Source organism: Rhodoluna sp. (genome assembly GCF_024641065.1).
GTDB lineage: Bacteria > Actinomycetota > Actinomycetes > Actinomycetales > Microbacteriaceae > Rhodoluna.
Genome location: NZ_JAHEDV010000033.1, coordinates 168,430 through 184,949, shown reverse-complemented (window position 1 = coordinate 184,949; position 16,520 = coordinate 168,430). Strand labels below are relative to the sequence as shown.

Sequence of the window (16,520 nt, the reverse complement as noted above, 5' to 3'; positions counted from 1 at the left end):
CTTACTCAGCCATCATCCATGCACAAATAACATTTTCGAATATGGCTAAACTTGGCGACTGTCGTATTGTCGAGTTTGCAGTATTGATTTTCACCTTTATAAAGAGGAGCACCCTTTGGCAGGTAGCCGCAAGTTAGTAATCGTTGAGTCGCCAGCAAAAGCGAAGACGATTTCTAAATTTCTGGGCAACGACTACGAGGTCTTGGCCTCGGTTGGTCACATCCGTGACTTGGTTGACCCAAAGAACTTGCCTGCCGAAAAAAAGAAGGGTTCGCTGGCTAAATTTTCAATCGACATTGAAAACGACTTTGAGCCGTACTACGCGATTTCACCTGGTAAAAACAAAACTGTCACAGATTTGAAAAAGGCCCTGGTGGGCGCTGAGGAGCTCTATCTCGCTACCGATGAGGACCGCGAGGGTGAGGCCATCGCATGGCATCTTCTGCAGGTTTTGAAGCCAAAGGTTCCGGTCAAGCGCATGGTGTTCCACGAGATCACCAAAGATGCAATTCAAGGGGCGCTTGAACACACTCGCGCTGTTGATGACAACCTGGTTCAGGCACAAGAGACTCGTCGAGTTGTCGACCGACTTTATGGCTATGAGGTTTCGCCAGTTCTTTGGCGCAAGATCAACCGCGGTCTAAGTGCTGGTCGTGTGCAGTCGCCGGCGATGCGCTTGGTTGTTGAGCGCGAGCGTGAGCGAATGGCATTTGTCTCGGCTTCTTATTGCGACGTTGAGGCGTTGCTCGACCCACAAGCTTCTGGTGAACCACAGTTCACTGCCAAACTTCAGAGCATCGGCGGCAAGCGAATCGCCACCGGTCAGAGCTTCAACGACTTGGGTCAACTAACTGCCGATGTAATTTTGCTGGGCCAGGCTGAGGCAGATGAGCTCGCAGTGGCCGTCAGGTCATCCGAGGCAAAAATCACTGTCACATCGGTTGAATCAAAGCCAAGCACTCGTCGCCCGGCAGCGCCATTCACGACCTCAACGCTGCAGCAAGAGGCCTCTCGCAAATTGCGCATGTCGGCAAAACAGACCATGGATACAGCCCAGGGTCTCTACCAAGACGGTCACATTACTTATATGCGTACCGACTCGCCAACACTTTCGACTCAGGCCATCAATGCTGCTCGGGCCCAGGCGAAAGAAATGTTTGGTGCAAATTTTGTTCCCGAAAAGCCACGCGTTTATCAGGGTAAATCAAAGAACGCTCAAGAAGCCCACGAAGCGATTCGCCCCTCTGGTGAGACCTTCAAGCACCCGTCAGAGTTAGCCCGAGTGCTTAGCGGTCGCGCGCTAGATCTTTATGACCTCATCTGGAAGCGCACTGTTGCCTCGCAGATGGAAGACGCAAAGGTTTCTACCACCACCGCAAAAATCGCTGTAACTCCCGGTGTAAATGGCAAAGATGCTGAATTCACAGCATCAGGCACCGTAGTGACCTTCCGCGGATTCATGGCTGCCTACGAAGAAAGCCACGATGAATCACGCAACACCGATGAGTCAGACGAGCGTGAATCGAAGCTACCTAACCTGACAGTTGGTCAAGTTTTGAAGGCCGTCGAGGTAACGGCAAAAGATCACCAGACCAGCCCACCGCCTCGCTACACCGAGGCATCACTGGTCAAGGCTCTAGAAGAAGATGGCATCGGCCGCCCTTCGACCTACGCCGCCATCATGTCGACCATCATCAACAAGGGCTATGTTTCAAAACGCGGCCAAGCGTTGGTTCCAGAATGGATCGCCTTCACCGTCACCAGGTTTCTTGAAGAAAACTTCGGCAACCTTATTGACTATGCCTTCACCGCTCAGATGGAGGAAGACCTTGACCGCATTGCCTCTGGCGAACTAGACCGCAGCACCTGGCTCAAGAAGTTCTACTTTGGCGGCGAAGGCACAGAGGGCTTGCGCCCAACAGTAGAGAACCTGGGTGACAGCGATCCTCGTGCGATCAACTCGATTGCCATCGGCGAAGGCATCACCCTGCGCACCGGTAAATATGGCCCATACATCGAGGTAATGGGTTCACCAGACGACGAGGGCGCCGACGAAAATGGCCGCCGCATTGTCAACATTCCCGAAGGCCTGGCTCCCGATGAATTGACTCCGGTCAAGGCTCAAGAGTTGATTGATGCACCGGTTATTACCGACCGCGTGATGGGCGTTGACCCTTCAACCGGCTTCAATATCTTGTTCAAGGATGGCCGTTACGGCCCATATGTCACCTTGGATGACGAACACGCCGCGAAGCCAAAGACAGCTTCACTGTTTAAATCGATGAGCCCTGAGACCTTGACTCTTGAAGACGCAATTTCGTTGCTATCTTTACCTCGAGTTATTGGCGTCGACCCAGAAACCGGCGTTGATATCACCGCTCAAAACGGCAAGTTCGGCCCTTACTTGAGCAAAGCGAAAGACTCTCGTTCGCTAACCAGCGAAGACCAGCTATTCAGCCTTGATCTGGCAGGTGCGCTAGAGATTTTTGCCCAGCCAAAATATGGAGGCCGTCGCACTGCAGCGACCCCACTAAAGGAATTCGGCGAAGACCCTGCTTCAGGCTTGCCGGTGGTCGCAAAGACTGGTCAGTTCGGTCTTTATGTAACCGATGGTGCCGTGAACGCCACAGTTCCTAAAGATGAAAATCTTGAAGAGATGTCAGCCGACCAGGCGTTTGAGCTTTTGGCTATTCGACGTGAAAAGTTGGGCCTTGAGCCGGGCGAAGCGCCTGCGAAAGCTGGAAAGCCAAAGAAGAAGATCGCCAGCAAGACCAAAGTTGTCAAAGCCGGAACTCGAAAGAAGAAGTAATGGCTGGGCTGTTCATTTCGTTTGAGGGAATCGACGGGGTTGGAAAATCTACCCAAGCCGATTTGCTCGAACAGTATCTGGTTGAAAAGGGTCGCAACGTTCAGCGCACCTTAGAGCCGGGCGGAACTGATTTAGGCCAAGAGATTCGCCACATGCTGCTGCACCGAAAGGGTGAAGTTTCAGCCCGAGCAGAGGCACTTTTATATGCAGCCGATCGAGCCCAGCACGTGGCTACCAAAGTTAGACCTGCTCTTGAAGCGGGCACCGATGTAATTACCGACCGTTACTTAGATTCATCGGTTGCCTATCAAGGCGCTGGTCGCGAATTGGCCGCTGATGAAATTCGAAGAATCTCGCTGTTTGCGGTTGAAGGCTTGTTGCCAGATCTAACGGTTTTGCTTGACCTCGATGCCGCTTCTGCGCGAGCACGAAGAAAAACTACAGGTGTGGCACCAGATCGACTCGAAAGAGAAAAGGTCGAATTTTTTGAAGCGGTTCGCCAAGGGTTTTTAGCACTTGCATCTGCCGAGCCAGAACGGTTCTTTGTCGTAGATGCTAGCCAAACTGTTGAACAGATGCAGGCGCAAATTCGCGCTCGCATCGAATCACTGTTGGGTTGACCATGACAAATCTTGAGACGTTCGCGCCGGTTTGGGCAGACCTGCTTGGTCAACCCGAGGCTGTTAGCCAGTTATCCATGGCTGTTGCGCACAAAGAAGCTGGCGTTCATCACGCATGGCTAATGACCGGCCCACCTGGCTCGGGTCGCTCGAATCTGGCTCACGCTTTTGCGACAGCGTTGCTGTGCTCTGAAAACGGCTGCGGAACCTGCAAGAGCTGCACAATGGCCGCCGCTGGCAGTCACCCAGACATCTCGGTTCTCTCAACTGAGCGTGTGCAAATTTCAATTGAAGAAGTTCGTGAGTTAGTCGCTAACTCGCAATTTGGTGGCAGCCTGGGCAAATTGCGAATCATGATCATTGAAGACGCAGACCGCATGCAAGAGCGTTCTTCAAACGTTCTCTTGAAGGCCCTAGAAGAGCCGCCAGCCGGAACCATCTGGTTGCTGTGTGCTCCATCAGAGGCTGACATGCTGCCGACCATTCGCTCGCGAGTTCGCCGCGTGGGGCTGAAGGTGCCTGCCACTGAAGAAGTGGCCCGTTTACTAATGCAGCGAGATGGCATTGACGAGAAGCTTGCCCTTCAGGTGGCCGCCGAATCACAGAGCCACATCGGAATGGCTAGACGACTTGCCACTAGCCCAGAAGCTCGCAGCCGACGCACCGAAACTTTGAAAATCGCACTAAACATCACCGGCGTTGGTTCAGCGATTTCAGCAGCAGAACGCTGGTTAGATATCGCCAAGAAAGATGCCGAGGCGCTATCAACCGAACGCGATGAAGAAGAAAAGGCTGCCATGATGCGTTCGCTCGGTCTTCAGCCGGGCGATGCAATTCCGAATAATCTCAAGGCTGACCTGCGCACCTTGGATGAAGGTCAAAAGCGCCGTGCCACTCGAAGCGTGCGAGACGGGCTAGACCGCATTCTGGTTGATTTGCTTGCCCTGTTCCGTGACATTTTGACTGTGCAATTGCAGGCAAATAGTCCACTCGTAAACGCCGAACAAGCCGCAGCAATCGCAGACATCGCATCCAACAGCACTCCGGCCGAAACTCTTGCCAAGCTCGATGCAATCGCCAAATCCCGTCACCGAATCGCGGCCAACGTTCGTGATCTCATGGTTCTAGAATCGCTGGCTGTGCAATTGCGTCGAAAGGCCAAATAGTGCCCCTCAAGTATTTTCGGTCAGTCGCTACGGTTGCAGCGACCCTAGTTCTCGCTATGGTTTTCAGTTCTTGTGCGCAGCCAGACCCAAAGGTTTCGCCATCGGTTGCTGAGTCTGTCTCAGCTGAACTCGCGCCCTTTTATGAGCAAGAAGTCACCTGGAAATCATGTGGTGGCACCAAGACCTATTGCGGCACGATTGAGGTTCCGGCCGACTGGAATAATCCTGGTGAAAGTTCATTCAAGTTGGCAGTGGCCTACCACCAAGCCGACAAGGTGAAGCCACTGGGCTCAGTTATTTTCAATCCGGGCGGCCCGGGTGCTTCGGGTTATTCGTGGATCACCGATTCGATTGATCAACTTGGCACAGATCAGTTGCGCGCAAATTTCAACATCGTTGGCTTTGACCCAAGAGGGGTTGGCCTCAGCGAACCACACGTGACTTGCCTCGGTGCGAAAGCCACCGATGGGCTGCTTTACGGAGACACCGGATTCGAACTTGGTTCAGCGCAAGACATAGCTGCAACTCGAGCACAAACCAAAGTGTTCAGTGATGCCTGTCTAGAGAACACGGGGCCGGGGCTAGGGTTGCTCGACACCGTTTCTGCTGCCCACGACATGGATGTGATCCGTGCAGTTTTTGGTGATTCACAAATGAATTACCTCGGTTTTTCTTATGGCACATTCTTGGGCACGACCTATGCCGAGCTCTACCCCGAAAAAGTTGGCCGCATGGTTCTCGACGGCGCCATCAACCCGAACATTAGTGAGTCAGATTCAAGCCTGAATCAACTTGTGGGTTTTGACCAGGCTTTTAGAAACTTTGTCAATGACTGTGTCACAAGCGCCGACTGCCCTTTCAAGGGCACCTCAAGCCAGGCAGTCAAAGAGGTAAAGACACTCCTCAAAAAAGTTGAAAGCAACCCGGTGAATACCGACACTGGTCGCGAATTAACAATTTGGGGTTTGATCACAGGCATGATCATGCCGCTCTACAGCGAGGATTACTGGCCTTATCTGAGCCAGGCCTTCAGCGAATTGAAGCAAGGTGACGGCAGCACTTTCATGCTGCTTGCCGATGTTTATAACGACCGCTTAGATAACGGCACCTATGCCTCAAACACCATGGAAGCCCACCGGGCTATTTCATGCCTTGATGGCCGAGAGTCGGCTGATGAATCAGCAATGGCAGCTCAGAACAAAAGGGCGCTGTCTGCTAGTGCCGTTTTCGGAAGGTACTGGCAATTCGGCGGCCTTGGGTGTGAGCAATGGCCTTTCCCGGTAGCAAAACGCCCAGCAAACTATGACGCCGCAGGCTCGGCCCCCATTTTGGTAATCGGCACCACCGGCGACCCGGCAACCCCATATGAAGAAGCGGTTTCGCTGGCCAACGAGATTTTAGAAAATGGTCACTTAGTTACCTATAACGGCGAGGGGCACACTGCCTATGGGCGCAGCAATCAGTGCATAGCTGACGCTGTTGACAATTACTTCATCAAAAATGTTGTGCCAAGCGAAGATCCGAATTGCTGAAATATAACGAATTGATTACCTCCCAAAAAGTGCTAAAAAACTTTTCCAATTTTGGATAGGCTCACGGTAAGAGTGCCCCAGCACCCTGCAGTTCGGCAACGTCGCCGAACTGGACTTTTTGAACATGGGAGTTCAATTGAGTTCAACAGAGAACGAAAGGGTATGGGCCGAAACGCAGGCCAGCCCTGAATTCCAAGAACTGAAGCGAAAGTTTAGAGGGTTTGCTTTTCCTCTGACCGCGGCTTTCTTGGTTTGGTATTTCCTCTACGTAATCCTGACCGCATTCGCTCGTGAATGGGTCGCCCAGCCGGTTATCGGCAACATCAACATCGCCTTTGTTTTGGGTACTTTGCAGTTCGTCTCTACATTCCTGATCATGTGGCTTTATGAGCGTCACTCATCCAAGAATCTTGACGGCCGTTCAGAAGCCCTTCGCGACAAGGTTGACAGGGAGTTGGCTAAGTAATGAATTCAACAACACTGAGCGCAATTCTGTTTGTCGCCTTCGTAGCATTTACTTTGGTGCTGGTCTTTAGAGCCGGCCGCAGCAACAAAAAGTCTTCAGACTTTTATGACGGTGGCGGCAGCTTCTCTGGTTTTCAGAATGGCCTTGCAATCGCCGGTGACTACATGTCGGCAGCATCGTTCTTGGGTATCGCCGGAACCATCGCGCTTTTTGGCTATGACGGCTTTCTATACTCCATCGGTTTCTTGGTCGCTTGGTTGGTTGCGCTGCTTCTAGTAGCTGAACCGCTTCGCAACTCGGGCCGATTCACCATGGGTGACGTGCTTGCGTTCCGCATGAAGCAGCGACCAGTTCGTGGTGCCGCTGCAACCTCCACCCTGGTAGTTTCAATCTTCTACCTGATGGCACAGATGGTTGGTGCAGGTGCGCTGGTTTCACTATTGCTAGGCATCAGCGACCCAGCAGCTAAAAACTGGATCATCGGTGGCGTTGGTATCTTGATGATCATCTACGTAACCGTGGGTGGCATGAAGGGCACAACCTACGTGCAGATCGTCAAAGCATTCTTGCTGATGATCGGTGCCATTCTGCTTACCGTGATGGTGCTTTGGAAGTTTGGTTTCAACATTTCAGACCTACTTGGTGCCGCACGCGATTCATCGGGCAAAGAGCACTTCTTAGAGCCAGGTTTGAAGTTTGGTAAAGACATAGTTGATGCCACTACCGGTGCAATTGACCCTGTGAAGACCCTGATCAGCAAGCTTGACCTAATCTCACTGGGTATGGCTCTGGTTCTTGGAACCGCAGGTTTGCCACACATCTTGATTCGCTTCTACACCGTGCCAACTGCCAAGGCTGCTCGAAAGTCAGTGAACTGGGCAATCGGTAACATCGGTGCTTTCTACCTAATGACCATCGCTCTAGGTTTTGGTGCAGCTGCTTTGGTTAGCCGAACCACATTGTTCCGTGGATACAAGGTTGATGCCGATGGTTGTCTAATGGATGCCAAGGGTGTTGCAATTGCCGACGGCGACGTAGCTTGTACGACTCTTGACCACGTCAAGGATCTATCTGCAGGCGCCAAGGCGTTGCTGGTTCCGGTTGACCCATCAGGAAACGTTGCTGCACCTCAGTTGGCACAGTTCCTTGGTGGTGGCGAGGGCACAACCGGTGGAGCAGTCATGCTTGCAGTAATCGGTGCAATCGCGTTCGCGACCATCCTTGCTGTTGTTGCTGGTCTAACCTTGGCTAGCTCTTCATCGTTCGCACACGACTTGTATGCAAACGTGATCAAGCGTGGAACCGCCTCACCTGAGCAAGAAGTTCGTGTTGCCAAGATTTCAGCAATTGTTATTGGTGGCATCTCGATCGTGCTTGCGATTGGTGCACAGGGACTCAACGTAGCGTTCTTGGTTGCCATCGCGTTTGCGATTGCAGCTTCGGGCAACCTACCAGCAGTGCTCTACTCGCTGTTCTGGAAGAAGTTCAACACCCGCGGTGCCGTCTGGTCTATCTATGGTGGTCTAGCTTCAGCAGTTACGCTGCTGATCTTCTCTCCAAACGTTTCGGGTCTGGCTACCAGCCTTATTCCTTACGTCGAGGGTGGAGTTCGCTTTGACTTCTTCCCATTGGCTAACCCTGGTTTGGTGTCGATTCCACTCGGATTCCTATTCGGATTCCTCGGAACCATCACCTCGAACGAACGCAACACTGCAAAATATGCAGAGCTTGAGGTTCGATCAATGACCGGCGCTGCTATTGGCAAGGCTGTTCAGCACTAGTTTCAAAGCAGAAAGCCCTCGGCCGATTGGTCGGGGGCTTTCTGCTTGCTGGTTAGTCTTAACGCATGCCCAATAATGCACTCCAAGAGGCGCTTTCAAAGCGTTTTCGTCGCTTGCTCTCAGGTGACCCAGATGGAGTTCCGCCTTGGCTCGATGTAATTGCAGCCGGAGACGAACCCGGGCTCTACTTGCCTACCGATGCCCCATGGATTGTTCATGCTGACTTCGGAACGCTGGTCGGCGGCATCCGTGCTTTGTTGATGCAGGCACTTCATCCGGGCTCGCTAACGGGAGTGGCCAATCACTCTAGATATGAACAAGATGCACTTGGCCGCCTTGCTGGAACCATTCGCTGGCTCACAGTCACCACCTTTGGTTCGCATAATGCGGTTGCCGGTGAATCATCTCGAGTCAACCGACTTCACGAGCGGGTCAAGGGCGAATACCTAACTGGTCAGGGCGAAGCCAGGGCTTATCGCGCAGCTGACCCAGACCTTTTGCTTTGGGTGCACATTGCATTCACCGAATCGTTTCTAACCTGTCATCAGATGTATGCCTGGCGTGAAATTCCTGCCGGCCAAGCGCCCACTGGTGCCGACAACTACATCGCCCAGTGGGCAAAGTCAGTGATTCCTCTTGGTCTAGATACAGCACCCATGAATGCCCAAGAACTCAATGCGGCAATTGAAAAATTCAACTCAGATGGCCTGCTTCGCGCTGACGAAACCACTTTGAATGTTGTCAAGTTCATCAAGAATCCGCCACTCCCTGCGGCGGCCAAGCTGGTTTACAGACTGTTGTTTGACGCTGCTGTGCTGTCGCTGCCTGCGGAATTTAGATCGATGCTCGGCCTCAAGGCAAAACCCCGCTGGTTGATTCAGCCGACCACCAGGGGAGTGCTTCGATTCATTCGCCTTGCCATTGGCCCAGAAAGCCCTATTGAAGATGGCGCGATTGCCAGGCTTGAACGCATCGGCATTCTTGCCCAGCGGTAAGATTTTCTAGTTGCCAATTCGGCAACGTGCCGCCTTAGCTCAGTTGGTAGAGCAGCTCCCTCGTAAAGAGCAGGTCTGGGGTTCAATTCCCCAAGGTGGCTCTCGTTCCGGCTCGACGGCTTGCGAAAACTATTTTCCGTTGATTCGAATCTTAGATTTGCGCAGTTCAGCTCGCCCCACAAGGCCAGCCCAAATCAATCCGCCGGTAACCACAAAACCGGCAATGACGCCAAGCCAAGCTAAGCCAGTAGCCGCGGCCACTGTTCCCAGAATTGATCCAACCGTGGTCGAGGTCAACTGAATGTAGAAGAACTGGGCAAGCGCACGCACCGCATGAGTGGTTCGGTCTGATGCCTTCTCGATGCGCTCGAGAATTTCTTGATTGGTCTGGTCACTCATGATGGCTCCTTTGTTAGAACCATATTGCCCTTGCCCGTCAACAAACCCAAGCACCCCGACACGGATGAATTACAGTTAACCAGTCAGATAACAGGTGGGGTATGGCCAAGAAATCCAAGGTAGTTCAGCAAAAGCGAGGTCTTCACCCCGCTCAGTTGATCAGTTTGGGCTATCTGGCAGCCGTGATTGTCGGAACCATTCTGCTGTTGCTCCCTGTCTCTAAAAAAGGTGAAGGCGGCGCAACCTTTATCGATGCCCTCTTCACAACAGTCTCAGCAGTCTGCGTTACCGGATTGTCTACAGTCGATGTTGCCAATTACTGGACCCCTCTCGGGCACCTGGTCATCCTTGGCTTGATTGCCATCGGTGGTTTCGGAATCATGACCTTTGCAACTTTGGTTGGGGTTTTGTTTGCCGACAAAATCAGTCTGCGCAGCCGGTTGAACACAGCATCTGAAGCTCGTCTCGGTGGGCTAAGCAACGTTAGAAGCGTGCTTCGAAAAATCTTTACCGTTGTTTTCTTGGTGGAATCTTCGGTTGCCCTGTTTATCGCGGTTCACCTCATGCTCGCCAAGGGTTACTCGATTGGCGATGCGCTTTGGCACGGGTTCTTTCACGCCATTTCGGCATTCAACAACGCGGGCTTTGCGCTGTATTCAGACAACTTGATTTCATTCGACGACGACCCATTTGTGTTGATGCCAATCAACTTGGCCATCATCCTGGGTGGTTTGGGTTTTCCGGTCATTTTTGAAATTGGCCGCCGTATCGTTTCTGCCATCAAAGAGCGCGAGTTTCGCTACGTGCACTTTGCCCACCACTGGTCTTTGCACACCAGAATTGTGGTTTGGGCGACAGCCGTACTAATTTTCGGCGGCTGGGTATATCTCGGTGCAATCGAGTGGAATAACCCTGGCACCTTGGGCCCGATGAGCTTTGGCGAAAAACTGCTCAACTCATTCACACTTTCGATCATGCCTCGAACCGCTGGCTTCAATTCCGTTGATATGGCTGCGCTCCACCCAAGCTCGCTTTTGGGCATGGATGTAATGATGTTCATTGGTGCCGGAAGCGCCGGAACCGGTGGTGGCATTAAAGTCACAACCGCAGCTGTTCTGATTTTTATTGTTTGGGCAGAAATTCGCGGTGAAACAGCAGTCAACGTTGGCCAACGTCGCTTGCCGCGCTCAATTCAACGTGAAGCACTGACCATCATTAGCCTCGCGTTCACCGCAGTTATCGTGGCCACCATCATCATTCGTCTAATTACCGACTTCACACTTGACCAGGTTATTTTCGAAGTTATCTCGGCCTTCGCAACCGTTGGCTTGAGCACAGGAATCACCGCAGCGCTGGGTGTTCCATCTCAGGTAATCCTCATTATTTTGATGTTCCTAGGCAGAATTGGACCGATGGCGATTGCAATCGCTTTGGCCAAAAAGCAATCCACCAAGCATTACGAATACGCTCAAGAAAGGCCGATCATTGGCTAAGAAACTGAACCTTCGCAATCCAAACAAAGCTTCAAACATCGCAGTTATTGGTTTGGGCCGATTTGGCACATCCTTGGCGCTGGAATTGGTGAAATCAGGCTGCGAAGTCTTGGGAATCGATTCTGACGATCGCTTGGTGCAGGCCTCAGCCGCTGGCCTAACACACGTGGTGAAGGCTGATTCGACTAACGAAGAGACGCTGCGCGAGCTTGGCATTGATGAATTCGATGCAGCTGTGGTTGCCATCGGCAGCGATCTCGAGGCAAGCATTTTGACTGCTTCGCTATTGCTGCAGTTGGGTGTCAAGCAGGTGTGGGTAAAAGCCACATCGAGTGCCCACGGCCGAATTCTTGAGCAGCTCGGCGTTCACCACGTGGTGTTCCCCGAGGCCGACATGGGCCGACGGGTTGCGCACATGGTTGCCGGTGAGTCTCTCGACTACATCGAGATTGCACCTGAATTTGTCATGGTGAAAATCTCGGCACCAACATCATTTGATGGTCAGACCTTGGCCAAACTTGAGCTTCGCAAACGCTACGGTGTCACCGTTGTTGCAACCGGTCATGGTGATCAAGACTTCAAAAACGCGACGCCTGAGACAATCATTCACAAGGGTGACCACTTGTTGCTAGCCGGGCCTACCGACATGATTCGAGCTTTCGGCCAACTAAGTTAGTTGTTTGAATAACGCATGATGCGAGTGGGCACGAGAGCCCACAAAATTGCAGCCATGTCGATAAATTCTTGGATGACTGCAGCTTCGGTAGCACCAATAAAACCAAAGGCTGCACCAAACATGCTGAGCATCGCGAGGCTCATTCCAATGCCGGCTGCTTGAAGCGCTCGGGCTCTGGTTCCCTTAGCAATCGAAATCGCGATGGCCAGGTGTTTGATTGAATCTTCGACAATCACCACATCGGCAGCCTCGCTGGCCGCGGTTGCCCCTCGAGCTCCCATAGCAACGCCAACAGTTGCCGCAGCCAGTGCCGGAGCATCGTTTATTCCGTCGCCAACTGCAATCACTGTTCCCTTGGCTGAACGCATTTCATCCGTGAGAATCTGAAGTTTTTGCTCTGGCTTGCAATCGGCAAAAACCTGATCGACACCAACCTCGAGCCCAACGCTGTCTGCTGTTCTTTTGCGATCACCTGAAACGAGCAGCACTCGCCTCACTCCGAGTTCGCGCAGAGCACGCACCATGCCCTTTGCTTCATCGCGCAACGGGTCATCTAGGCCAATCACGCCGGCCAAAGATCCATCGATGGTTATAGCAACCAGCAAAGCGCTGTCTAGGTGTGCCCACTCGGGTAGTTCACCTTCGGGCTGCCCAACCTTGACTTGTCTTTCGCCCACCAGGCCACTGAGCCCGACACCGTGGTTTTCTACAACTTCGGTAGCTTGCTTCAACACCAGCCCTCGGCGCTTGGCTTCAGTCACCAATGCGTTGGCCACCACGTGCGGGCTTGACTGGTCGAGAGAGGCAGCCAGCATCAACACGCGGTCAGGGTCTGCAACCGGCTCATACGCCATCTTAGAAATCTGTGGCCCACCGTGGGTAAGTGTTCCGGTTTTATCAAGCAGAACAGTTTCGGTTCTGGCTAATGCCTCGAGTGCAGCACCGCCCTTCACGATTGCGCCATTCGCTGCTGCTCTAGACATGCCGGCGATGATGGCAACCGGTACCGCCAAAATTAGAGGGCACGGAGTCGCTGCCACGATTACGGCAACCGCGGTTGAAACCTGCCCAGAAATCATCCAAGCGGCAAGCGCCAGGAGTATGGCGAAAGGCACAAACCTGACTGCCCATTTGTTTGCCAGGCGAACGCCGTGTGCTGAAGAAGCCTGCGCCTGTTCAACCAACCGAATCAAGTTCGCATAGGTCGAGTTCTCTGCCGTGCAACTCGCCGAAATCTCAACCTGGTTATCTGAATTTAGAACGCCCGATTGAACCATTTCGCCGGGTGCAATAAACACGGGGATAGGCTCACCAGTTAGGGCTGATTGGTCAAAGCTCCCGCTGGTGAGCATTGTTCCATCGATAGGAACTACCTCTCCAGACCGAACCAAAAGTCGATCGCCAATCGCAACCTGATTGAGTGCAACATCGCGAATCTGACCATCCGAGTCAATTAGATGAGCAAATTGGGGTGCCCGCTTCAGCAAAGCTTCGAGCTGCTTGCGCGCCCGACCTTCGGCCCAGCGCTCAAGTGCACGGCCGGTCGCCAACATTACGGTGATTACGCTGGCGGCCAACCATTCGTTGGTGAGTGCTGTGGCTGTAATAGAAATGAGTGCCAACACATCGCTGCCAAATTCGCCGTTTTTGAGCGCACGAATCAGCAAAAGTATTGATAGACCCAACCCGATCGCAGCGCCAACGGCATAGGAAAAAACAGATGCGGCTTCTTGTTTTTGAGCGGCCAAAATCAAACCAGCAACCAGGCTCAAAATTGAAATGCCCAGAAGCAGGTAGTTATTGCGAAATGCCTTGCTCATGTTCTTAGTTTGCCACTGATGCCAGAAAGCGACCTAGACTCAAAATATGGTCAATCCAACGATTCAATTTCTTGGTGCCGCAGGCACTGTAACTGGCAGCCGATTTCTATTGGAGTGCGGAGACACTCGCGTCATGGTCGACGCAGGTTTGTTCCAGGGGCTCAAAGAGTTGCGACTCAAAAACTGGAACCCACTGCCAATCGACCCTTCGACACTGAGTGCGGTTGTGTTGACCCACGCCCACCTCGATCACTGCGGCTACATTCCCAAGTTGGTCAAAGATGGCTTCAGAGGCAAGATTCACCTCACTAACTACACTGCAAAATTGGCCGAGGTAGTTCTACTCGACTCGGCAAGAATTCAGACCGAAGACGCCAAGTATGCGGCAAAAGAGGGTTATTCAAAACACAACCCACCAAAGGCGCTTTATGAAGAGCCAGATGCCATCAAGGCGGTTGCGCAGTTCAAGACCGAAAAATTCCACGCTCGAGTTCAAATTGCCGAGCAGACCTTTGTCACTTTTTATCCTTCGGGGCACATCCTTGGCGCAGCGTTCGTTGAAGTTGAATTCTTTGGCAAGCGAATTCTTTTCACCGGAGACATGGGTCGTGAGGAACACCCGCTTTTGGTTAGCCCAGACCGCGTCCCAGCTGGCAAGTTTGATGCAATCGTCACCGAGTCGACCTATGGCGATCGCGAACACACTCCGGTAACCACCAACTTTGAACAGTCGATCAACCAAACCATCGACCGTGGAGGTTCGATTCTTATTCCGGCATTCGCCGTTGACCGCACCGAAATTATCTTGGTGCAACTTCGTGAACTCATGGATGCAGGCAAGATTCGCCGAGTGCCGGTTTATGCCGATTCACCGATGGCACTCAAGGCCTTGGCTTTCTACCGTCAAGCAATTGACGAAGATTCACCAGAGATTCGCGATGAGATCGTTGCTGCCTGGCGCGGCCGCGACCCATTCGATTCGGGAACGCTGGTTGAGTTGCCAACCGTAGAAGATTCAAAAACCATCAATAACCCTGATTCACCATGCATCATTATTTCGGCTTCTGGTATGGCAACCGGTGGCCGTGTAGTTCACCACCTTCGCAACATGTTGCCAAACCCGATTCACACCGTAATCATGGTCGGTTACCAGGCCATTGGCACTCGCGGGCGTCGATTGGTTGAGGGCGAAGAAGAAGTCAAGATGCACGGCGTGATGGTGCCCGTGAAAGCACAAATTGAGCAAATTCAATCTTTCTCAGTGCATGCAGATGCCGACGAACTGATTGCTTGGATGAAGAGCACCTCTGAGGCTCCGGGGCAGGTTTTGGTTGTTCACGGTGAAGCAGGAGCTGCCGAGACCTTCAGCGACCGCATCAAGTCTCAGCTTGGCTGGCGTTCACATGCGCCACGCGACGGCGAAACAGTGGAGCTTTAATACAAGGTTTCGCTAGCCTTGAATTGATGTCCAAAATCAAACGGCTATCTGCCTACTTTCTTTCGGCCGCGCTAGTTGTGACGCTAACGGGGCAAGCTGGTAGCGCCCAAGCAATTACTGATTGCAGTGCAGCTGCTCAGATGGCATCACCGCACCTCGGTTACCTATATGCCTACGCCGTTGATGTTGAGTCGGGCAAGGTTTTGATCAACGAAAAGGGCACTCAGGCAACACCTTCGGCATCTGTGCTTAAGGTGCTCACAGTAGCTGCGGCGCTTGAAAACATCCCAGAAAATTACACCGCAACCACTCGCGTTTTTACGTTGCCGGGCCAGCCTGGAACCATCGTGCTCAAGGGCGGGGGAGACCACACGCTCAGCCAGGTATCGCGTGATGGCTTCACCACTTATGTTCGTGCGCCTCAACTTTCGACGCTCGCTAGCCGCGTTTATGCCCGCTGGACTTCAGAAAGCCAAATTACAAAAATCATCTTGGATGACTCGTTTTTCAGTGGACCCACATACAACAGCGCTTGGAAGGCATCTGACCGAACCAACGGTTACATCTCTCACATCACCGGCCTTCAGCTTGATGGCGACCGAGCAAACCCAGATCTAACCAGCACCCACTACAGCGGCTACCGAAGCACAAATCCGGTTCTTAAGACTGGTGAGAAGTTTCGCGAGCAGCTAGCCGGGCTGGCTGTCGGTGCTCAACTTGTGGTTGGCAAGACGCCCAAAAATGCTGTCGAACTGACTAGCATTTCGAGCCAACCGATCGAAACTTGGATGGATCACGCCATCACCGTTTCGGATAACACCGAGACTGAATTTATTGCTCGTCACGCTGCTATAGCCGCGGGATTGAAGCCAACCTTCGCTTCAATCGAGCCGATGGTGAAGACCATGCTCGCCGACTTAAAAATCGATTCGCGAAAGCTGGTAATGAAAGACGGTTCTGGCCTGGCTCAAGCCGATCGGGTGACCCCGAAGATGATTACTCAACTGATGCGTGCGGTTGCACTGGGTGACCCTGAACTTGCACCGCTCGAGAGCTACCTGCCGGTAGCCGGTGTCTCAGGAGGTTTGGCCGGCCGTTTCACGGGCCGTAACGCTGCAGCTCGCGGTTCGGTTAAGGGCAAAACCGGCTTTATTCCAGGTTTGTATAGCCTGGCGGGAATCATCGACGCCAAAGATGGTAGTCGAATTGCCTACGCGATTTTTGCGCGCAGTCATGTTTCAAAAAAGGTTGATGGCCAAACACGAAACGCAATCGACACCCTGGCATCGCGCTTCTATTTCTGTGGCGCGAAACTCACCGAATAA

Annotated in this window: 13 protein-coding genes and 1 tRNA gene; 12 read left to right on the top strand and 2 right to left on the bottom strand. The window is 52.7% G+C overall.

All coding sequences use genetic code 11. The annotated features are described in order from the left end of the window. The first annotated feature begins 115 nt into the window (after positions 1 to 115). The 8 genes from topA (at position 116) to Q0L26_RS06805 (ending at position 9,470) form a co-directional block, all read left to right on the top strand. The gene (gene topA, locus Q0L26_RS06840; protein ID WP_296649132.1) at positions 116 to 2,809 is read left to right on the top strand and encodes a type I DNA topoisomerase; all 2,694 of its coding nucleotides are present in this window, start codon (positions 116 to 118) and stop codon (positions 2,807 to 2,809) included. Then, positions 2,809 to 3,429: a dTMP kinase gene (gene tmk, locus Q0L26_RS06835; RefSeq protein WP_296649129.1), complete on the top strand. Its 621-nt coding sequence runs from the start codon at positions 2,809 to 2,811 to the stop codon at positions 3,427 to 3,429. Before topA ends, tmk begins: the two co-directional genes overlap by 1 nt. Positions 3,430 to 3,431: 2 nt before the next feature. Next, entirely contained in the window at positions 3,432 to 4,595 is a 1,164-nt protein-coding gene (locus tag Q0L26_RS06830; protein ID WP_296649128.1) for a DNA polymerase III subunit delta', read from the top strand. A gap of 56 nt (positions 4,596 to 4,651) precedes the next feature. Then, the gene (locus Q0L26_RS06825) at positions 4,652 to 6,127 is read left to right on the top strand and encodes an alpha/beta hydrolase (RefSeq protein ID WP_296649125.1); all 1,476 of its coding nucleotides are present in this window, start codon (positions 4,652 to 4,654) and stop codon (positions 6,125 to 6,127) included. A gap of 124 nt (positions 6,128 to 6,251) precedes the next feature. Then, positions 6,252 to 6,593 (top strand): DUF485 domain-containing protein, encoded by a 342-nt coding sequence (locus Q0L26_RS06820; RefSeq protein ID WP_296649122.1) that lies wholly within the window; start codon positions 6,252 to 6,254, stop codon positions 6,591 to 6,593. After that, entirely contained in the window at positions 6,593 to 8,374 is a 1,782-nt protein-coding gene (locus tag Q0L26_RS06815; protein WP_296649120.1) for a cation acetate symporter, read from the top strand. Before Q0L26_RS06820 ends, Q0L26_RS06815 begins: the two co-directional genes overlap by 1 nt. 65 nt (positions 8,375 to 8,439) lie before the next feature. Beyond that, a complete protein-coding gene (locus Q0L26_RS06810) occupies positions 8,440 to 9,369 on the top strand; it encodes an oxygenase MpaB family protein (protein ID WP_296649117.1) in 930 nt (309 codons plus the stop codon). A 28-nt stretch (positions 9,370 to 9,397) separates the two neighbouring features. Then, a tRNA-Thr gene (locus Q0L26_RS06805) sits at positions 9,398 to 9,470 on the top strand. Between the two features lie 28 nt (positions 9,471 to 9,498). Here the strand turns inward: Q0L26_RS06805 and Q0L26_RS06800 are convergent. Further along, a complete protein-coding gene (locus tag Q0L26_RS06800) occupies positions 9,499 to 9,768 on the bottom strand; it encodes a hypothetical protein (RefSeq protein ID WP_296649114.1) in 270 nt (89 codons plus the stop codon). 101 nt (positions 9,769 to 9,869) lie between these two features. Here Q0L26_RS06800 and Q0L26_RS06795 point away from each other — a divergent pair, with 101 nt between their 5' ends. Continuing rightward, positions 9,870 to 11,261, top strand: coding sequence for a potassium transporter TrkG (locus Q0L26_RS06795; protein WP_296649108.1), 1,392 nt, complete (start codon positions 9,870 to 9,872; stop codon positions 11,259 to 11,261). Further along, positions 11,254 to 11,937, top strand: coding sequence for a TrkA family potassium uptake protein (locus Q0L26_RS06790; RefSeq protein WP_296649105.1), 684 nt, complete (start codon positions 11,254 to 11,256; stop codon positions 11,935 to 11,937). Before Q0L26_RS06795 ends, Q0L26_RS06790 begins: the two co-directional genes overlap by 8 nt. Here the strand turns inward: Q0L26_RS06790 and Q0L26_RS06785 are convergent. Further along, the gene (locus tag Q0L26_RS06785; protein ID WP_296649102.1) at positions 11,934 to 13,757 is read right to left on the bottom strand and encodes a heavy metal translocating P-type ATPase; all 1,824 of its coding nucleotides are present in this window, start codon (positions 13,755 to 13,757) and stop codon (positions 11,934 to 11,936) included. The genes Q0L26_RS06790 and Q0L26_RS06785 overlap by 4 nt on opposite strands. Before the next feature lie 46 nt (positions 13,758 to 13,803). On the opposite strand from Q0L26_RS06785, the gene Q0L26_RS06780 reads away from it, so the two are divergent. Both Q0L26_RS06780 and Q0L26_RS06775 read left to right on the top strand, forming a co-directional pair. After that, a complete protein-coding gene (locus Q0L26_RS06780; RefSeq protein WP_296649100.1) occupies positions 13,804 to 15,195 on the top strand; it encodes an MBL fold metallo-hydrolase in 1,392 nt (463 codons plus the stop codon). A 26-nt stretch (positions 15,196 to 15,221) separates the two neighbouring features. After that, on the top strand, positions 15,222 to 16,520 hold the full coding sequence (locus tag Q0L26_RS06775) for a D-alanyl-D-alanine carboxypeptidase (protein ID WP_296649097.1): 1,299 nt from the start codon (positions 15,222 to 15,224) through the stop codon (positions 16,518 to 16,520).

What these genes read in the sequence shown, in the direction of transcription:
- Q0L26_RS06830 (WP_296649128.1), top strand. Translation starts at nt 3,432, where the DNA reads ATGACAAATCTTGAGACGTTCGCGCCGGTTTGGGCAGACCTGCTTGGT.
- Q0L26_RS06785 (WP_296649102.1), bottom strand. Translation starts at nt 13,757, where the DNA reads ATGAGCAAGGCATTTCGCAATAACTACCTGCTTCTGGGCATTTCAATT.
- Q0L26_RS06775 (WP_296649097.1), top strand. Translation starts at nt 15,222, where the DNA reads ATGTCCAAAATCAAACGGCTATCTGCCTACTTTCTTTCGGCCGCGCTA.
- Q0L26_RS06780 (WP_296649100.1), top strand. Translation starts at nt 13,804, where the DNA reads ATGGTCAATCCAACGATTCAATTTCTTGGTGCCGCAGGCACTGTAACT.
- tmk (WP_296649129.1), top strand. Translation starts at nt 2,809, where the DNA reads ATGGCTGGGCTGTTCATTTCGTTTGAGGGAATCGACGGGGTTGGAAAA.
- Q0L26_RS06815 (WP_296649120.1), top strand. Translation starts at nt 6,593, where the DNA reads ATGAATTCAACAACACTGAGCGCAATTCTGTTTGTCGCCTTCGTAGCA.
- Q0L26_RS06800 (WP_296649114.1), bottom strand. Translation starts at nt 9,768, where the DNA reads ATGAGTGACCAGACCAATCAAGAAATTCTCGAGCGCATCGAGAAGGCA.
- Q0L26_RS06810 (WP_296649117.1), top strand. Translation starts at nt 8,440, where the DNA reads ATGCCCAATAATGCACTCCAAGAGGCGCTTTCAAAGCGTTTTCGTCGC.
- Q0L26_RS06795 (WP_296649108.1), top strand. Translation starts at nt 9,870, where the DNA reads ATGGCCAAGAAATCCAAGGTAGTTCAGCAAAAGCGAGGTCTTCACCCC.
- Q0L26_RS06825 (WP_296649125.1), top strand. Translation starts at nt 4,652, where the DNA reads ATGGTTTTCAGTTCTTGTGCGCAGCCAGACCCAAAGGTTTCGCCATCG.
- Q0L26_RS06820 (WP_296649122.1), top strand. Translation starts at nt 6,252, where the DNA reads ATGGGAGTTCAATTGAGTTCAACAGAGAACGAAAGGGTATGGGCCGAA.